Source organism: Petrotoga olearia DSM 13574 (assembly GCF_002895525.1).
GTDB classification, from domain to species: Bacteria; Thermotogota; Thermotogae; order Petrotogales; family Petrotogaceae; genus Petrotoga; species Petrotoga olearia.
On the sequence record NZ_AZRL01000012.1, the window covers coordinates 132,670 to 148,081 of the forward strand.

The 15,412-nt window shown below is 32.7% G+C and carries 13 protein-coding genes; 8 read left to right on the forward strand and 5 right to left on the reverse strand.

The features are described 5' to 3' along the window. Positions 1-87: 87 nt before the first annotated feature. The gene (locus X929_RS04620; RefSeq protein ID WP_103066869.1) at positions 88-2,322 is read right to left on the reverse strand and encodes a glycoside hydrolase family protein; all 2,235 of its coding nucleotides are present in this window, start codon (positions 2,320-2,322) and stop codon (positions 88-90) included. A 74-nt stretch (positions 2,323-2,396) separates the two neighbouring features. Beyond that, on the reverse strand, positions 2,397-3,743 hold the full coding sequence (locus X929_RS04625; protein ID WP_103066870.1) for a hypothetical protein: 1,347 nt from the start codon (positions 3,741-3,743) through the stop codon (positions 2,397-2,399). Positions 3,744-4,133: 390 nt separating this feature from the next. Here X929_RS04625 and X929_RS04630 point away from each other — a divergent pair, with 390 nt between their 5' ends. From X929_RS04630 to X929_RS04650, 5 genes are all read left to right on the forward strand, one after another. Continuing rightward, complete coding sequence (locus X929_RS04630; protein WP_103066871.1) at positions 4,134-5,144, forward strand: LacI family DNA-binding transcriptional regulator; 1,011 nt, start codon at positions 4,134-4,136, stop codon at positions 5,142-5,144. Between the two features lie 77 nt (positions 5,145-5,221). Next, positions 5,222-6,475 carry an extracellular solute-binding protein gene (locus tag X929_RS04635; RefSeq protein WP_103066872.1) on the forward strand — a complete coding sequence of 418 codons (1,254 nt, stop codon included), beginning with the start codon at positions 5,222-5,224 and terminating at the stop codon, positions 6,473-6,475. A 15-nt stretch (positions 6,476-6,490) separates the two neighbouring features. Further along, on the forward strand, positions 6,491-7,375 hold the full coding sequence (locus tag X929_RS04640; protein WP_169924962.1) for a carbohydrate ABC transporter permease: 885 nt from the start codon (positions 6,491-6,493) through the stop codon (positions 7,373-7,375). Continuing rightward, positions 7,372-8,202 carry a carbohydrate ABC transporter permease gene (locus X929_RS04645; RefSeq protein WP_103066874.1) on the forward strand — a complete coding sequence of 277 codons (831 nt, stop codon included), beginning with the start codon at positions 7,372-7,374 and terminating at the stop codon, positions 8,200-8,202. Before X929_RS04640 ends, X929_RS04645 begins: the two co-directional genes overlap by 4 nt. A 40-nt stretch (positions 8,203-8,242) precedes the next feature. Beyond that, complete coding sequence (locus tag X929_RS04650) at positions 8,243-9,127, forward strand: glycoside hydrolase family 130 protein (protein ID WP_103066875.1); 885 nt, start codon at positions 8,243-8,245, stop codon at positions 9,125-9,127. 83 nt (positions 9,128-9,210) lie between these two features. Here the strand turns inward: X929_RS04650 and X929_RS04655 are convergent, their stop codons facing one another. Both X929_RS04655 and X929_RS04660 read right to left on the reverse strand, forming a co-directional pair. Then, on the reverse strand, positions 9,211-9,438 hold the full coding sequence (locus X929_RS04655; protein WP_103066876.1) for an SHOCT domain-containing protein: 228 nt from the start codon (positions 9,436-9,438) through the stop codon (positions 9,211-9,213). Between the two features lie 85 nt (positions 9,439-9,523). Then, positions 9,524-9,766, reverse strand: a complete 243-nt coding sequence (locus tag X929_RS04660) for an SHOCT domain-containing protein (protein WP_103066877.1) — start codon at positions 9,764-9,766, stop codon at positions 9,524-9,526. A gap of 366 nt (positions 9,767-10,132) precedes the next feature. Here X929_RS04660 and X929_RS04665 point away from each other — a divergent pair, with 366 nt between their 5' ends. Both X929_RS04665 and X929_RS04670 read left to right on the forward strand, forming a co-directional pair. Then, on the forward strand, positions 10,133-10,816 hold the full coding sequence (locus X929_RS04665; RefSeq protein ID WP_103066878.1) for a cytochrome c biogenesis CcdA family protein: 684 nt from the start codon (positions 10,133-10,135) through the stop codon (positions 10,814-10,816). Positions 10,817-10,834: 18 nt separating this feature from the next. Continuing rightward, positions 10,835-11,518, forward strand: a complete 684-nt coding sequence (locus X929_RS04670) for a thioredoxin family protein (protein ID WP_103066879.1) — start codon at positions 10,835-10,837, stop codon at positions 11,516-11,518. Positions 11,519-11,552: 34 nt separating this feature from the next. Here the strand turns inward: X929_RS04670 and X929_RS04675 are convergent, their stop codons facing one another. Further along, positions 11,553-12,662: an alanyl-tRNA editing protein gene (locus X929_RS04675; protein WP_103066880.1), complete on the reverse strand. Its 1,110-nt coding sequence runs from the start codon at positions 12,660-12,662 to the stop codon at positions 11,553-11,555. A gap of 122 nt (positions 12,663-12,784) precedes the next feature. On the opposite strand from X929_RS04675, the gene X929_RS04680 reads away from it, so the two are divergent. Then, a complete protein-coding gene (locus X929_RS04680) occupies positions 12,785-15,412 on the forward strand; it encodes a WD40 repeat domain-containing protein (RefSeq protein WP_146255772.1) in 2,628 nt (875 codons plus the stop codon).

Sequence of the window (15,412 nt, forward strand, 5' to 3'; positions counted from 1 at the left end):
CAAGTCTTTTTTGTATAAGAATCTACTATTCATTAATGGGTTTCACCTTTGTATTTACAAAAAGTATAACGGGGTTCTTAATCGAATTCACTTTAAAGATATGGCAAAGATATGCATCGTTGGAATTTGAGGCAAAAAGATAGATTGCACAGGCACAGATTTTAGAGGAACCTTCAACAAATACATTTTGGGATTGATATTTTCTGTTATTCCTAAGCTATCGTATCTATAACCAAACTCCATAAGAACAGATTCACCATAGATTGGGGATTGACACCAATCGGAAAAGGCTATATTCACTTCTTGACTTGATCCATCTTGGTAAAGAATCAATATCTTACCTGTATAATTTCCATGATCACTCGCTCCTACAATGTATATGTAATCAAATGCTTTTTCTATATTTTTTAGATTTATAACTTGAGAAGTTAATATTAGGTTATCGTTTCCATCAATTTTAAATTTAAAATACACATCTTCTTTTTCATAAAATAACAAATTATTCACTAATTGTTTTGTAAGTTCTTCTGCTGGGTATTTTGCCCCTATTATTCCATCGAAGTTATCGAAATTCCCGGATTTTCTGTTGGAAAAACTTACAATTCCGTCATTGTTAAATAACTCTTCTATATTCAATAAAAAGCTATTTTCAATAAAAATACCTTCAACTTCAGCAGTTTGAGTATATAAACTTTCTTCTGCTTTTGTTTCATAAGTTGTTTTTTCAATTTTACCTTTTGAGAATTCATAATAATATTTGTCGAATTCAAATATATAAATAGGATCTATTGGTTTTAAAATAACTTGATCTATGTAAATAAAGCCATTTTCAGGTTTTAAATACAAAATAATTTGATTATCCTTCATATTTAAGCTTCCAACGTACATGATACCATCGCCTGGCTCTAAGTTTTTATCTATTGAATTATCTCCAGAAGAAGCTTTAACGTAGGTGTTAGAATCAAAAGACCCAGATATGTAAACTTCATATTCTCCAGAATAAAAGTTGTCAATTTTCTGTCTGATCCTTATACTTTCCTCAGTCTTAATCCTAATGTTGTTGGCATTATCTAATTCGAAAGAATAAATGCCTGTATTCATTTTCTCAGCTTCAAACAATAGAGTTTGCCGCCCACCAACTATCTTAGATGAAGTTAATGGTTGAATCTCGGAAGGTAAGGTTTTTAACCTTACTAAACTTAGCAAAGCGCATATTGTCGATTCAGCACCGGCATTGCTGTTAATATATATTGAGTGTAGAGAATCATAACCCTCACCGTTAGGTCCATACATAGGAGAAGATAAATGGTTGTTCCTTTCAAAAAAGCCTCCAAACAATACAGCCATATAGGCATATTTTTCTTCATGGGTAACTGAGTACAACTTCACCAAAGTTGAAATTATTGGTTCGACTGCATAAGCAATCTGAGGATACATTTTTATATACTTTCCTATTTCATAAACAGGACCTAGTGAAAGCAATACTGGATAGAATTCATCGGCGAAAAAGATTGCAGAATCTAAATATTTAGTATTCCCTGTTATTTTGTACAGTTCAATCAGAGATTCCCCTTGCCTGCTCCCCCAACTATGCCATAATTGGTAATCTGTTCCTTCATCGAAAGCCCCCTTCAACAGCCCTTCTTTTATCTGTGTATTAAGAATTGAATCTCCAATTTTTATAGCCAATTCTTTTGCACTTTCATCCTTAGTATATTGATAATATTCAATAACCCCCAAAAGGAAAACGGAAGAAACATCCGAATTTTTATTTAAAAAATAATTATCATCCAAGCTCTTTGACAAAAAACTATACGCTAATTTGGCAGAACTTTCTAATTTCTTTTGAAAATCCCGATCCTCATCAAAGATTTCTAATGCATTTGAGATAGCCCAAAATCCTCTTGCCGCCCACCAGTTTGCTGATTTTCTACTCGTTACTCCTTGCTTATTAATGCCGCCATCATCAAAAATAAAGTTATAGAAATCTCCATCAGAGTCCTGAAGGGCCATCACAAAATCTAAAGCTTCTTTTGCTCTTTGAAGGTAAACTTCGTTGTGATAGAGTTTATAAAGTTCTGTATACAACACTGCAACCCTTGCTACATCATCTACACAAGTTACTCCTTCACCTCTTGCCTCTGTGTGAACATATGTATCTCCAAATTTTTCTGCATATATCCAATAACCGATTTTCGTCTCGCCTTCTATTATGAATTCGTCCCTTAAAAATTCAAGATGATTAAGATTTATCTCGGACACACCAAAAGAAATTACAGATAACAAAATCAAAGAAAACATCATTAATTTCCTCCACTTCATAATTGTTCCTCCTCATAAACTTTGTGAAACAAAAAATTTCTGCAGCATTTATAAATGCTGCAGAAATAAAAGATTTACTGAACAATGAGTTTTAAGTTTTGTATCTCATGTGCTCTTCCTTCAAGCAATTTTATAGCTTCTACAGTGTTCTTTGCAGAATAAATTGAAAAATATCTCGTATAAGTAACTTTGTCTCCTGCTTTGAATTTCATCATCCAATCAGCTTCATTAGTTCCTTCAAAGGTGCCTTTCGTGGCTTCATAATTATTCAATTCTCCTGGGATCCATCTGAATATCCCATCTCGAAATTCTCTACTTTCATAAAACCAAAAATCATTATAAACAAATTTTTTAAGATCTGAATAAACGACGGGTGTTTGAGGTAATATTTCTGCAGCTATCAAACCATATTTTTTTGAAAAGTTTGCTCTCCAATCTTCCATAGAAACAAAGGCATATGTTGCTCCCCACCATAAAGGTTTCATAGAATCGATAGCTGGAAATACCACATAAGCATTTTCATCAACTATTTCTATGGCGTCTCTTTCCTTCCAATATTCATATGGAGTTACTCCTAATTGTTCTGACCAAATTATTCTTCTAAATATAGGAGTGATATGTAACGAACTATCATCAACAGTTGTTAACGGTGCTGTAGCCATAACCTGTAATTTCATTATGTCAACGTAATTGGAGAAAGAAAATTCATTTTCTACTAGCACATCCCCAGTTTTAAAAATATGTGTGGTTAACTTTTGTGTGAGACCGGGAAGATCTTCATAGGAAAGTACAGCCTGAATAGTTACAGCGACAGGTCCTGGATCAAAAACTTTTAAATCCTTCACCGTTAATCCCATAGATGTTGTTTCAACGTGTTTACCTAATTTCCCGTCTAAATAGTATGTGCTACCTGACCAGCCCGCTATTCTTGCTGTTCCGAGTTCATTATACAAGATTCCTTCAACATTGCCAAATTTAGTAAAATTTGCTAATCCATGGTTATTTACCTTGACCGTAAAATTTTTGTTTATTACGTTATATTCTCCGTCTTTTTCCTCAATTGTGAAAGCTGGTTCGAATTGAAGTAAGTCTATATCCCAATCATCCGATACAACGATATTGGCTTCATTCTTAAAAACAAATTGGAGGAAATCTGAAGAGGAAATCCTTCCATTTTGATCAACATCTACAATCTGATAAGGAAGATCATTACCTTTCGAATCTTTTATTCTGATAGAATTCCAGTTAGCATCGAAATCATATCCAACAAAATCCAACAGCTCAGAAAAACTCACCACAAATGGAACATCAAGGTTTGTCATTTGCTCGGTAGAAACTTTTAACACCTTTTCCTCAGCAAAAAGTGAGAAGCTAACAAGAAGAACCGTCACCAAAGTTACAAAAATCCTGGTTTTTTTCACTTTTATTCCTCCTCCTTTCCTTGCTCATAGTAAATTTAAAGTGATACTTACAAAACAAACAGACTTTGTAATTTATAGTTATGTAAGCGCTTACAACATTATTAATAATTATAGCACCTAAAAAGAATCTATGCAAGGTCGATTATAACTGTTTATATGTAATTAGAAGCAATTATGGACTTTTAGCAGTTAAAATCTCCTATTTTCTTATTTTAGATTTTGTAAATACAATTTTATTGAATATCAATTATTAGAAAAATGGAGATTTTTTCAAATAATTGAGAATAATTAACTTTAATTGGATTTATTCAGCTATAACCAAGTTTGATTTTCTTTGAGTATAATGTTATAATTATTTTGTAAGCGCTTACAATATGGAGGTATTACTAAATGTCAAAGATAGATGATGTAGCAAAATTAGCCGGTGTATCAATAGCCACAGTATCTAGAGTTTTGAATTCAAAAGACAATGTTTCAATAAAAACTAAAGAAAAAGTTTTACGAGCTATCGAAGAATTAGATTATAAACCTTCGGGAATTGCTCGAAATTTAGCTAACAAAAAAAGTTCTTATAATATTGGTTTAGTCATTAGTAAAAGAATAGACAAAATTCTCAAGGGGAATGACTCGTTTGGTATAAGAGAGTTCTATACAACTGTTTTAGCAGGAATAGAAACTTTAGCAAAAGAAAACAATATCCAAATAAAAATGGAAACCTTTGATAATGGAAATAGTAAATTATTGGAAGATTTAGATGGTTTGCTGATAATGGGAGGAGACCGCCTACCCAACTTTGTTGAAAATTCAGATTTACCAAAGGTACTGGTAGATAATTACATTCCTGCTTTAAAAGTTGATTCGGTAATCTCAAATGGTTTTGATGGTGCTTATTATACAATAAAACAAATGATCTTACGGGGATATAAAAAGATTGTACATATTCACGGTCCACTTACATATTGGGGATTTAGAAATAGATTTGAAGGATATACCGCAGCGATGACTGAATTTGGATTGCTGCCTCAAACATTCGAGTGCGACGAAACTCCAGAAGGTATATTATATGCATTAAATCTATCTTTATCCAAAAAACCCAATGTAATTTTCGCTTCAAACGATGTTATAGCTTTAATAATTTTAAATTTTTTAAAAAAGAAAAAAATTCATGTTCCAAAAGAGATTCAACTAATTGGATTTGACGATATTATCTCTTCTTCAGTTTCCGAACCTAAACTGTCCACGGTAAAAGTTTTTAAATTTGAGATGGGGAATATCGCTTTAAATAGATTAATAGATTTGATCAATGAAAAGAATCCTCATCCAGCAATGATCTCTCTATTCACCACTTTTGTAGAAAGGGACAGTACGATAATAGCTAAGAATAGTGACCAAGCAATATAAGATATAAAATGACTTATTTTAAAAAGTTACAAGTAATCATTGAGTAGTAACGCCAATTCAAAGGAGGTATGATCAGTATGAAAAAGGTAACAGTGGTGTTTATTGTGTTATTGTTGACGGTTTTTGCGTTTTCTCAGACAAAACTCGTTTTTTGGACCGCTCCTAATCCACAGCAAGAAATGTTTTGGAAAGAGGTCGTTGCTGAATATGAAACCTTACACCCTGAAATTGATATCGAGTGGTCTACCATTCCAGCAGCAGGAAGTTCAGAAGAAGCTATTTTAACAGCCATAGCTTCGGGAAGAGCACCAGATATTTCGACCAACATTTTTTCAGGATTTGCTGCACAGTTAGCTGATATAGACCAATTAGTAGCTTTAAATGAATTAGAAGGCTTTGATGAACTTGTTGAAACAAGAAAGATGGGAAGTATTATAGAAGGCTGGAAAATAAACGGTAATGCATATGTCATACCTATTTATTCAAACCCTGTTTTGATGTGGTGGAGAGATTCTTTATTGAAAGAAGCTGGTTTTGATAATCCCCCAAGAACATACTCAGAGATTTACGAATTTTCTAAAAACTTTGTGGTACCTATGGAACGATATTCCATTCAAGTAATTGCCGGAAGAAACTGGTGGGATAGATGGTTTGACTTTATAACATATTACTATGCAGCAGGTAAAGGAAAGCCCTATATAGACACCGAAAGGATGAGGGCAGCATTTAACAACGAAGTTGGCCAAGAAGTAGCTAAGTTTATCAAAACAATGTTTGATAACCAATGGACTGCCGTGGATTTAGGTACCGATCCATTTTATACCGGAGCTATTGCTGGAACATTGATGGGGCCTTGGAGCATTGCTTATGCAGAAAATCAGTACCCAAAGGTTGTTGATGATATTGTTATTACGCCGCCACCAGTTCCTGACAATTATCCAAGTGATCAACCGATTTATACTTTTGCCGATGCAAAGGGGCTTGTAATTTTTAATACTACAGATCACTTGGAAGAAGCTTGGGAATTCGTTCAATGGGTATTCTCTAGAGAAGATTTTGATTCAAAATGGCTAGAATACACCAAAATGCCACCAGCAAGAGAAGACTTATTAACTAATGAAATATTTGCTGATTTTTGGGAGGCAAATCCCTTAGCAGCCGAATACGCCAAATATGTTCCTTATGCTATTCCCCCTGCACCAATTACAACAACTGTTGACGTTCAAGATATAATGACTGTTGAATTGGTAGAACCATTGATGCACGGGACTAAAGATGTTCAAAAAGCTTTGGATGATGCTGTTAAAGCTATAAACAGAATCCTTTGGTAAGGGAAGGTTAAAATGATGAGTAAAAGGAAGGGGTTAGCAAAAAAAGAAGCAAGGAAAGGATTCGGTATTTCTTCAATATATTTAATTTATGCGGCAATATTTTGGGGTTATCCTTTTGTATGGTTATTTATACTCCTTTTTTCTAAATGGAGGTTTGTCGGATCTCCTCAATTCGTCGGTTTTCGCAACATTACGAGGGTCTTGACCGACCCTCTTTTTTGGAAAACAGTAACTAATGTTTTTCGTTTTATGATGTACTATATCCCCCTTGTGTTAATAGGGGCTTTACTCTTTGCCATTGCTCTCAACAAAATTAAGTTTGGAAAAACATTTATAGCGCTTTCTTTTTTGTTAGCCAATGTTTCATCAGGAGTTGCTTATTCTATTATGTTTTCAAACATTTTTTCTGTCAATGGACCTGTAAATAAAGCTTTAAATACTCTTTTCGGTATTACTATTCCTTGGTTTACAAGCCCACAATGGGCGATGTTTTCCATTGCTTTGATAGTTATTTGGAAATTCATTGGCTACTATGGCTTAATACTATATGCAGGGTTAACCGCTATACCAAAATCTTTATATGAAGCGGCAGAGTTGGACGGTGCAGGAAGTCTTACAAAGTTTTTTAAAATCACATTGCCACTATTAAATCCCTCTATAATAATGGTCTTGGTTTTGGCTATTACTTTGGCTTTTGGAATATTTACAGAACCCTATATGATAACCGGGGGTGGGCCAATGAGAAGTACTTTAACCCCGATGATGCATATGATTACTACAGCATTCCAAAGAATGGACCCAACTTACGCAGCGACAATGGCAGTGTTTGTTGCTATGATTAGCTTTGGAATGATTTGGGTAATAAGGAAAACTATGGAGAGAGAAGTTGATCTAGTATGACAAATAAAAAAATACAGTCTGGAAATGTAATTCTTCATATAGTGATGTTCTTTTTAGCTCTAATCTGGTTGTACCCTTATGCATGGCTATTCTTGGCATCGGTGAAACCTTCCGCTGAAATCTATACCAGATTCTTACCAACAAAGTTCACTTTAGAACATTTTAGATTTATACTAGAAAGCGCCGAAAGAATGAATAGACCTTTTATAAGGGCATTTTTTATAAGTTTATTTGTATCTGTCACTGTTACAGTATGTGTTATAATAACATCTGCCATTATTTCTTTTGCCTTGTCAAAATATAGATTTAAGGCAAGAGATGGGATATTTAATTTCATTATCTTCCAAATGGTGTTTCCTGGATTCATGTTTACGATACCTTTATACATATTAATGCGAAACATGCATTTGTTAAATTCGTTGGCTGCATTAATTGTTCCCTTTATTATGAGCGGATGGGGCATTTTTATGATGACTCAAAGCTTTAGAGGGACCCCAAACGACTATATCGAAGCAGCAAAAATAGACGGAGCCGGCGATCTATTCATTATTTTTAGAATTATGTTACCTTTAAACAATTCCGTTATGGCCATTGTTGGGCTCTTCACATTCATAGGAGTATGGGATAATTTTATGTGGCCCCTCATCGTTATTCAGGATTATTATAAAATGCCTCTTTCTGTGTTGCTTGCAAGCTTTAATCATGAATACGGTGCATATATTGGACCAGTAATGGCAGGTTCGGTGATCCAAACTTTGCCAATGGTGCTTATCTTCATTATCTTCAGAAAGGCTTTTTTACAAGGAATTTCAATGTCTTTGAAATAATCACAATCAAAAAACTGTACTTAAAAGGAAGGGATACATATTGAATTTGAAGTTAAAAAGGCATTCATTAAATCCGTTGTTTGGTCCAAATCCAATGCATTTGTGGGAGTCTAGGTTTGTTTTTAATCCTGCCGTAGTTTATGATGGGAAAGTTTTTCATATGTTGTACCGCGCCCAAGGAGAAGATATGGTTTCTCGGATTGGTTATGCTGTAAGTGTAGATGGTCTACACTTTAATAGAATGGAAAAACCTGTATTTGAACCCTCAGATTTATCGGAACTATACGGTGTCGAAGACCCAAGAATAACGCATATAGATGGAAAATATTATATGTGTTACACAGCTTATTCTCCGAGAAATATCAAAATATCTTTAGCTGCCACAGAGAATTTCTTCACGTGGGAAAGATACGGAAGTATTTTACCAGAAAGTCCTAATAAAGATGCTGCCCTGTTCCCAGAAAAGGTTAATGGAAAATATATCTTAATTCATAGGTTGGAACCAGATATTTGGTTCGCATATTCTGATGATTTAATACATTGGGACAATTATGTAAAAATCGCTTCTCCAAGAAAAGATTATTGGGATAACTTAAAGATCGGAGCAGGTGGCCCACCTTTAAAAACTCCTTATGGTTGGCTGTTTTTGTATCATGGTGTTCAAGAAGATATCAGGCCTATCTACAGGTTGGGCTTTATGCTATTAGATTTAAAAGATCCAACAAAGGTATTAAAAAGAACAGAAGAACCTATTTTGGAACCTCAGGAAAAGTGGGAAATTTTCGGAGGAGTTCCAAACGTTGTGTTCTCAGATGCATTGGTTGAATATGGTGATCAATACTATGTTTACTATGGTGGAGCGGATAACTACATAGCTTTGGCAACTATTTCAAAAAAAGAAGTTTTCGATTGGATAAAGGAGTGAACTTTTTTAGGCAGGGTTTTTTATAGCAGCTCTTCATAATAAAAGTCGGTAGATTCGATCTCCCGACTTTTATTATTTAAATATTACTTTAAATCTTTTTTCCTAGTCAAAAACTCTTCTCTGGAAATCCGCCCCAGAGCATATTCTTGTTTGAGAATGTCCAGAGCATGATAGCTGCTGCGTTTATTGTTTGCCTTAAACAACAGCACAATCACCGTTACAAGCAATCCCCAGAAAAGCAAAGGTATAATCCACCAATATCCGCCTAGAATACTCTGACCATAAGCGCCCCACAGATAACAATATCCCATAATATACACTCCTCTCCAGAAATCTATTTACTCATGCCCCTCATAGTCAAGCCTTTTTGTCTCTACAACCTTTATTTTTTTAATCCTATTTCAAGTCTTTTATTATCTGATCAAATTCTTCCTTGCTTATTTCACCTCTAGCATAACGCTCTTTAGCGATCTCTTCAGCTCTATCAACTTGATGAGGAAAGTCATTATTATTGTTGTGATATGAACTCGAATTATCGTCATTCTTATTATTAATAAAATAAATCACTGCTATGATAATTATTATCAAGAAAATCAAAGAAAATCCTCCCCACATCATTCCCAAACCGAATCCCATCATAATTTATCACTCCTTTCCAAATTATTGTAACTTTTTATAGCTGCATCAATTTAACCACGCACTGTTTTAAGTTTTCTAAGAATCTTTTCGTGTTTCATAAAATTGCTTGTATCCACCCCATAAGGGGAGGGTATAAGAATTATAAACGATTTTTATTACATTCAAATTAATATTGATTACCAAAGTAGTAAACCCATCGGACAAAAAATGAAGCTCTATTCATTGAAGAAAAAACAAATATTTCTTACTAGGTTAGCCATAGAAATACAAATCTTTGTTGCTAAAACTCTATTTTATGTGATATAATTAAAATACCTTGGCGGGGTATGGCTAACTTTTTATAATTTGGAAAAAGGAGTAAAGTGGATGAATTCTCTTGCCATAACAAATTCTGTTACTTTTTTAACTGCGTTTTCTGGTGGATTATTATCTTTTTTTAGCCCTTGCGTTTTCCCTTTAATACCAGTTTTTTTCGCATTGGTGATCCCTGATATCTCAAACACTCGTTTGGTCATCAAAAGGAGTTTGGGCTTCTTTCTTGGTCTTTCTCTCTTTTTTGCCTTGTTAGGTAGTATTTCTGGTAGTATTGGTATGATGCTTGCACAATATCAAAGCGTTATTAACATATTTGCTGGTGTATTAATAATATTATTTGGATTTCTGTTTTTGATGAATAAAAGTTTGATTTCTCCAAAGAATATAGATCTAAAAAAATACAATAAAAATAATTCCTTTTTTTCCGCCTTTTTAATTGGGATTTTAATTTCTTTAGTATGGATCCCGTGCGCAAGTCCAATATTGGCTTCGATTCTAACCTTAGCAACGACTACAGGCCAAGCATTGAGAGGAGCTCTTTTGCTTTTTGTTTATTCTCTGGGAATTTCCATCCCGTTTCTATTCTTTAGTGGTATTGTCAGTAAAATATTATCTAAAGTAACTTTAGGAGAACCTAAATGGCAAAAATCCTTGAGAATTATTGGTGGTATTGCGCTTATGGTAGTGGGGACTATGGTTTCCTTTGGGATTTTTAACAATCTAAGTGTGATATAAAATGGAGGTGTGTTTTTTATGAAAAAATTTTTTGTTGCACTGTTATTTATACTACCGGTAATTACAATATTTCCTGTCCCGTTAGATGATTTTGTTTTTGAAAATTTCAATGATGCTTTCGAAGTTGCCAAGTTAACAAACAAAAAAGTTGTAGTTATGTTTTCATCACCCACGTGTCCAGTGTGTACTCAATTTAAACAAACAACCTTGTTGGATGAAGAGATTCAAAAATGGCTACGCACAGAATTTGTTTTTGTTGAAATCTACCCTACGACGGAAAAAGCCACATTTCAAGGAGAAGAATATAATTATGGTCAGTTGTTTTATGCCTTTGGTGCAAGATATACACCAACATTCGTATTCTTTGACGAACAACAAAATCCTTTTGGAGCAATCACAGGGGGATATCCAGCCGATATATTTATAGATATCCTGAAATATGTATCTTATGAAAAAAATGAAGAGATTAGCCTCGATAAATTTATAGAAGATGGATTAGATAAAAACGTACATATTCTTCCAAAAACTCTTCATTTATCAAAAGATGAAATTGAAAGATTATTGGACTTGGATCCAAATTCCAAAGTATATGAACCTGGTAAAAATTATGATCCGTATATAAATATAGTTTTACTTCAAAACAATGCAAACGAACAAAACTTAGAAGATTTTTACGTGAAAATTTTTGAAACTAAGAATTAGAAGGTTTATTTCTCAAAAATAGCCCAACCTTGGGCTATTTTTCTAATATTTTGAGAATGTCTTCAAGTTTTATGTCGCCGCTTATGTTACCTCTTACTTCGCTTCCCCCACCTTTGATGTTGTTATTTGTTTTTAATTTTTCTATTAACTCTTTACAGTTAATATTTTTTGAGAAAATAGAAAAGGTTTTGTCCTTTTCATCCTCAACAATGAGTGTGTAATCTTTCAAATCGACGTATCTGTGTAAGAAATCTGCTGTTTCATCCTCTTTTTTATAATAAACTATTTTATTTTTATTTACTATCAGCGGCTTTTCGATTAAATCTTTTGCAAGATAATAAGCATTTTTTTCTGCTAACTTCTTCATACGATTCTTATAATCTTTGTTTTCATTTAATAGACTTTCTACTTTATTTTCTAAATCATATAATCCTGATGTCAATATGAAAGAAATGCTTTTTAAAATCAAATCTTTTTGCGAATAATCTTTAATGGCTCTAATACCTGCTAAAAAATACACCCTCGTTAAATCCCCTTTTACTCTTTCTGCATTTATTATCTTTAAAAGGTTGATGTTACCTGTATTTTTTACATGGAAACCACCACAAGCAGATATATCAAAATCATCAATTTTTATCAGCCTTACTTCACCGCTTACTTTATCACTTAAAGGTTTTCTTAAATTGTATTTTTTAGTTCCTTCTCTATCCGTAAATATTTCTTCTACTTCTATGCATTTAGCAATTATATCGTTTGAAAGTTCTTGGGCTTTATTCAACACTTCTCCTTTAATATTCTGCTCATTCAAATCGATAGTAGAATATTCTTCACTCATCTTGAAACTAACGGTTTTTAACGAAGCTATCCTTTCAAAAGCGGCTGACAATATATGTTGTGCAGTATGCTGTTGAGCTATATCAAATCTTCTTTTTTTATCTATTTCATAAAAATATTCACCTGGGTTTAAATGCTTATTTAAGATAACTCCTGTTTCTGTGGTACTTAAAACTTCAGCGATATCAATTTCACCCCTATCTCCAAGTTGCCCACCTTTTCCATCAGGATAAAAAGGATTATTCTCTATGGTAGCAAAATAGCTATCTCTTTGTTTTATTACATTGATTATTTTCACTTTTTCACTCAAATTTAAAGCCTCCTTTTGCTCTTAGCCTAAAACTTTATATATAGGGCCCCTTCACCAGGGCGTTAAGGGGGTTCACCCTTAAAAACCCCAAATTCGACACATCATTTGCATACGTCATTTGCGTGGCAAATGAGGGTTTGGATGTTATTTCAAAACATTATAAAAAAGCGTTTTTCATAGATCAGCAAAAAAAGTTTTGCACAAAGCTACAAAATCATTTTGCACAGAACAGCAAAAGCTATTTCAGCACTTTTCTATTTCTAAAGCCTTTAATTTTTATACCAACATTCTTTTTAAGACCATTTTATTATATAATAGTAAATAGAAAATCTAAAATCGTTGAGAGAGAGTTGAATACTTTGAGAAAATTCTTCCTACTTTTTATCTTGATTATTTGTAGTATAAGTATTTTATCTAATTTAATAATAAATAATTTCGAATATTTAGAAATTATTGATTTTTTTGTAAATGAAAGTACCGGAGATATTTCCACAATTGTGGAAAATAAATACCTGAAAACTTATGATTTGAATGAAAAGCGGATTAAACGTTATTATGAAACTTCTTCCATGCCAACACATGTGGAATGGATCCTCAATAATAAATATACTATAATCGCCGAAAGTAACGGAATTATAGAAGTTTTTAACAACGATACCTCTCTTCTCAATTACAAAATAAACGTAACCAACGAATCTATTTCCTCTTTAACAAGCTTTGATGATAAGATATTATTCACTTCTTTAGATAAAACGGTCTACGTATACAATATTACCAAAAGAAAGGTCGAATTCCAACGGAAGTTTTCAACCATACCAACGGTTGCAGAATTTTATGATGAAAACACAATATTAGTAGCAGACCATTCTGGCAGCATTTATCTCATAGATTATTCAAATGGTACAGAAATTAAGAAACTTAAAATTGATAACTACTCAATAATAAAATTGGCGATAGTAGACAAAAATGTATATGCTTTTTCTATGAATGGAAATATTTATGTGTTGGATAAAGATTTAAAGATAATAAATTCTTTTTCATTTGGTTTAACTATTAGAGACGTTGCATTTTCACCATCAAATGAAAATTTTGCTGTATTAACTTTGAATAATAGGATTATACTTTTTGATTCTTCGCCTTTAAAACTACTTCAAGAACTAAAATTTGATTCTTTTAGTATTAAATCTCTTGAATGGAGTTATGACAAAAGCGATATTATTTACATAAACGATGGAGTTAATATATACTCTTTAAATATTGAGTCAAAATCAATTGATAAATTATTGGAATTAAAAAAACCCGATCTTATAAAAATTATAAAAAATAATAATCTCATTTATTATTTATCTTCCAACAGCGAAATAGGTGTTTTTAATATTGATTCAGGAATAGTTGAGAATCATTTTACTTTTTCTGAAGAAGTAGCAGACTTTGCAATAACAAAAAATGGATATATGATACTTTCAGAAAATTCTGGAGCCTTGTCGCTTTATGACCCTGAGGGTACATTAAAAGAAAATAAGAAAATTAGTGATTTTAAAATAACCACTTTGAACATTTCTCCTTCAGAAAAGTTTTTAATTGCAGGGGGATGGGATAATAATGTTTATATACTTACACTACCTGATTTGAAGGTTTATAAGAAAGTTGAAAACCTTCATAGTAATTGGATAAAAGATATTTCTATTAATTACAGCGAGAATAAAATAGCCGTGGCAAGCTTAGATAAAAAGGTAAGCATATCAGATTTTCCAACCTTTAAAAATACAATTTACGTAGAAGAATTTCCCTACATTATTTGGTCACTAGATTGGGCAAATAACTCAAATTTTCTTGCTATGGGAGGATTTGAAGGAATTTTACGCTTATGGGATGGAAGGTTTAATCAATTATATAAAAAATTTGAGATTATTACAGCTCCAATAAAGGTAATTAAGTGGAGTCCCGATGATAACTACATAGCTACAGGAACAACAGATGGAAATGTCTACATTTGGAATAGTAAAAACGGAACCTTAGAATCTACTATAAATGTTTCCAATGGAGAAATTAATGATTTAGCTTGGAGCGATGATGAAAGGTATTTGTATGCCTTGAGTAAAGGTAATTTGTTGAGTCTTATAGATCTTCAGCAAAATAGTATATCTTTGAAAAGTATTATTTTTGAAAAAGGATACTCCGTTTCCTACCGAAAAAACGGAGAGTATACCACTAACATCCCCGAAAAAGAAGAGAACAAATTTTTCTATAAAAATAATCCTATAAGCCTTTTCGAAGCTGTCACCTTTAAAAGGAAAGAATCTATAAACATTCCTGTATTAGAAGGACCGGTTATAAACGTATCTTCAGAATTTTTGGTCTCAGATAAAAACAACTCATTGCTTCTCAGTATTTTTGATAATGATCTTATTACTAGAGTTGAAATATTGGGTCAAACTTTTTTTGTTAACAGCCAATCTTACTATCTATCGATGGAAATCAATCCCGAAAAGCTCAAATCAAATATGCTAGAAATAACAGCTTATGACAACGATGGAAACAAATCCACAAAATATGTTCATTTGAAGTTTGAAAATATATACCTGCAAGTATTCACTAATCAAGCAGAAATCACAAACGATGAAGGAGAAATTATAGCTATTGCAAGCCGTGGAGACATTCTAAAATTAAAGGGAGTTTTAGGAGATACTTATAAAGTAGAATATATTGACAAAGAGGGATATATTAAAAAAGCATTTGTCATTTTTTAA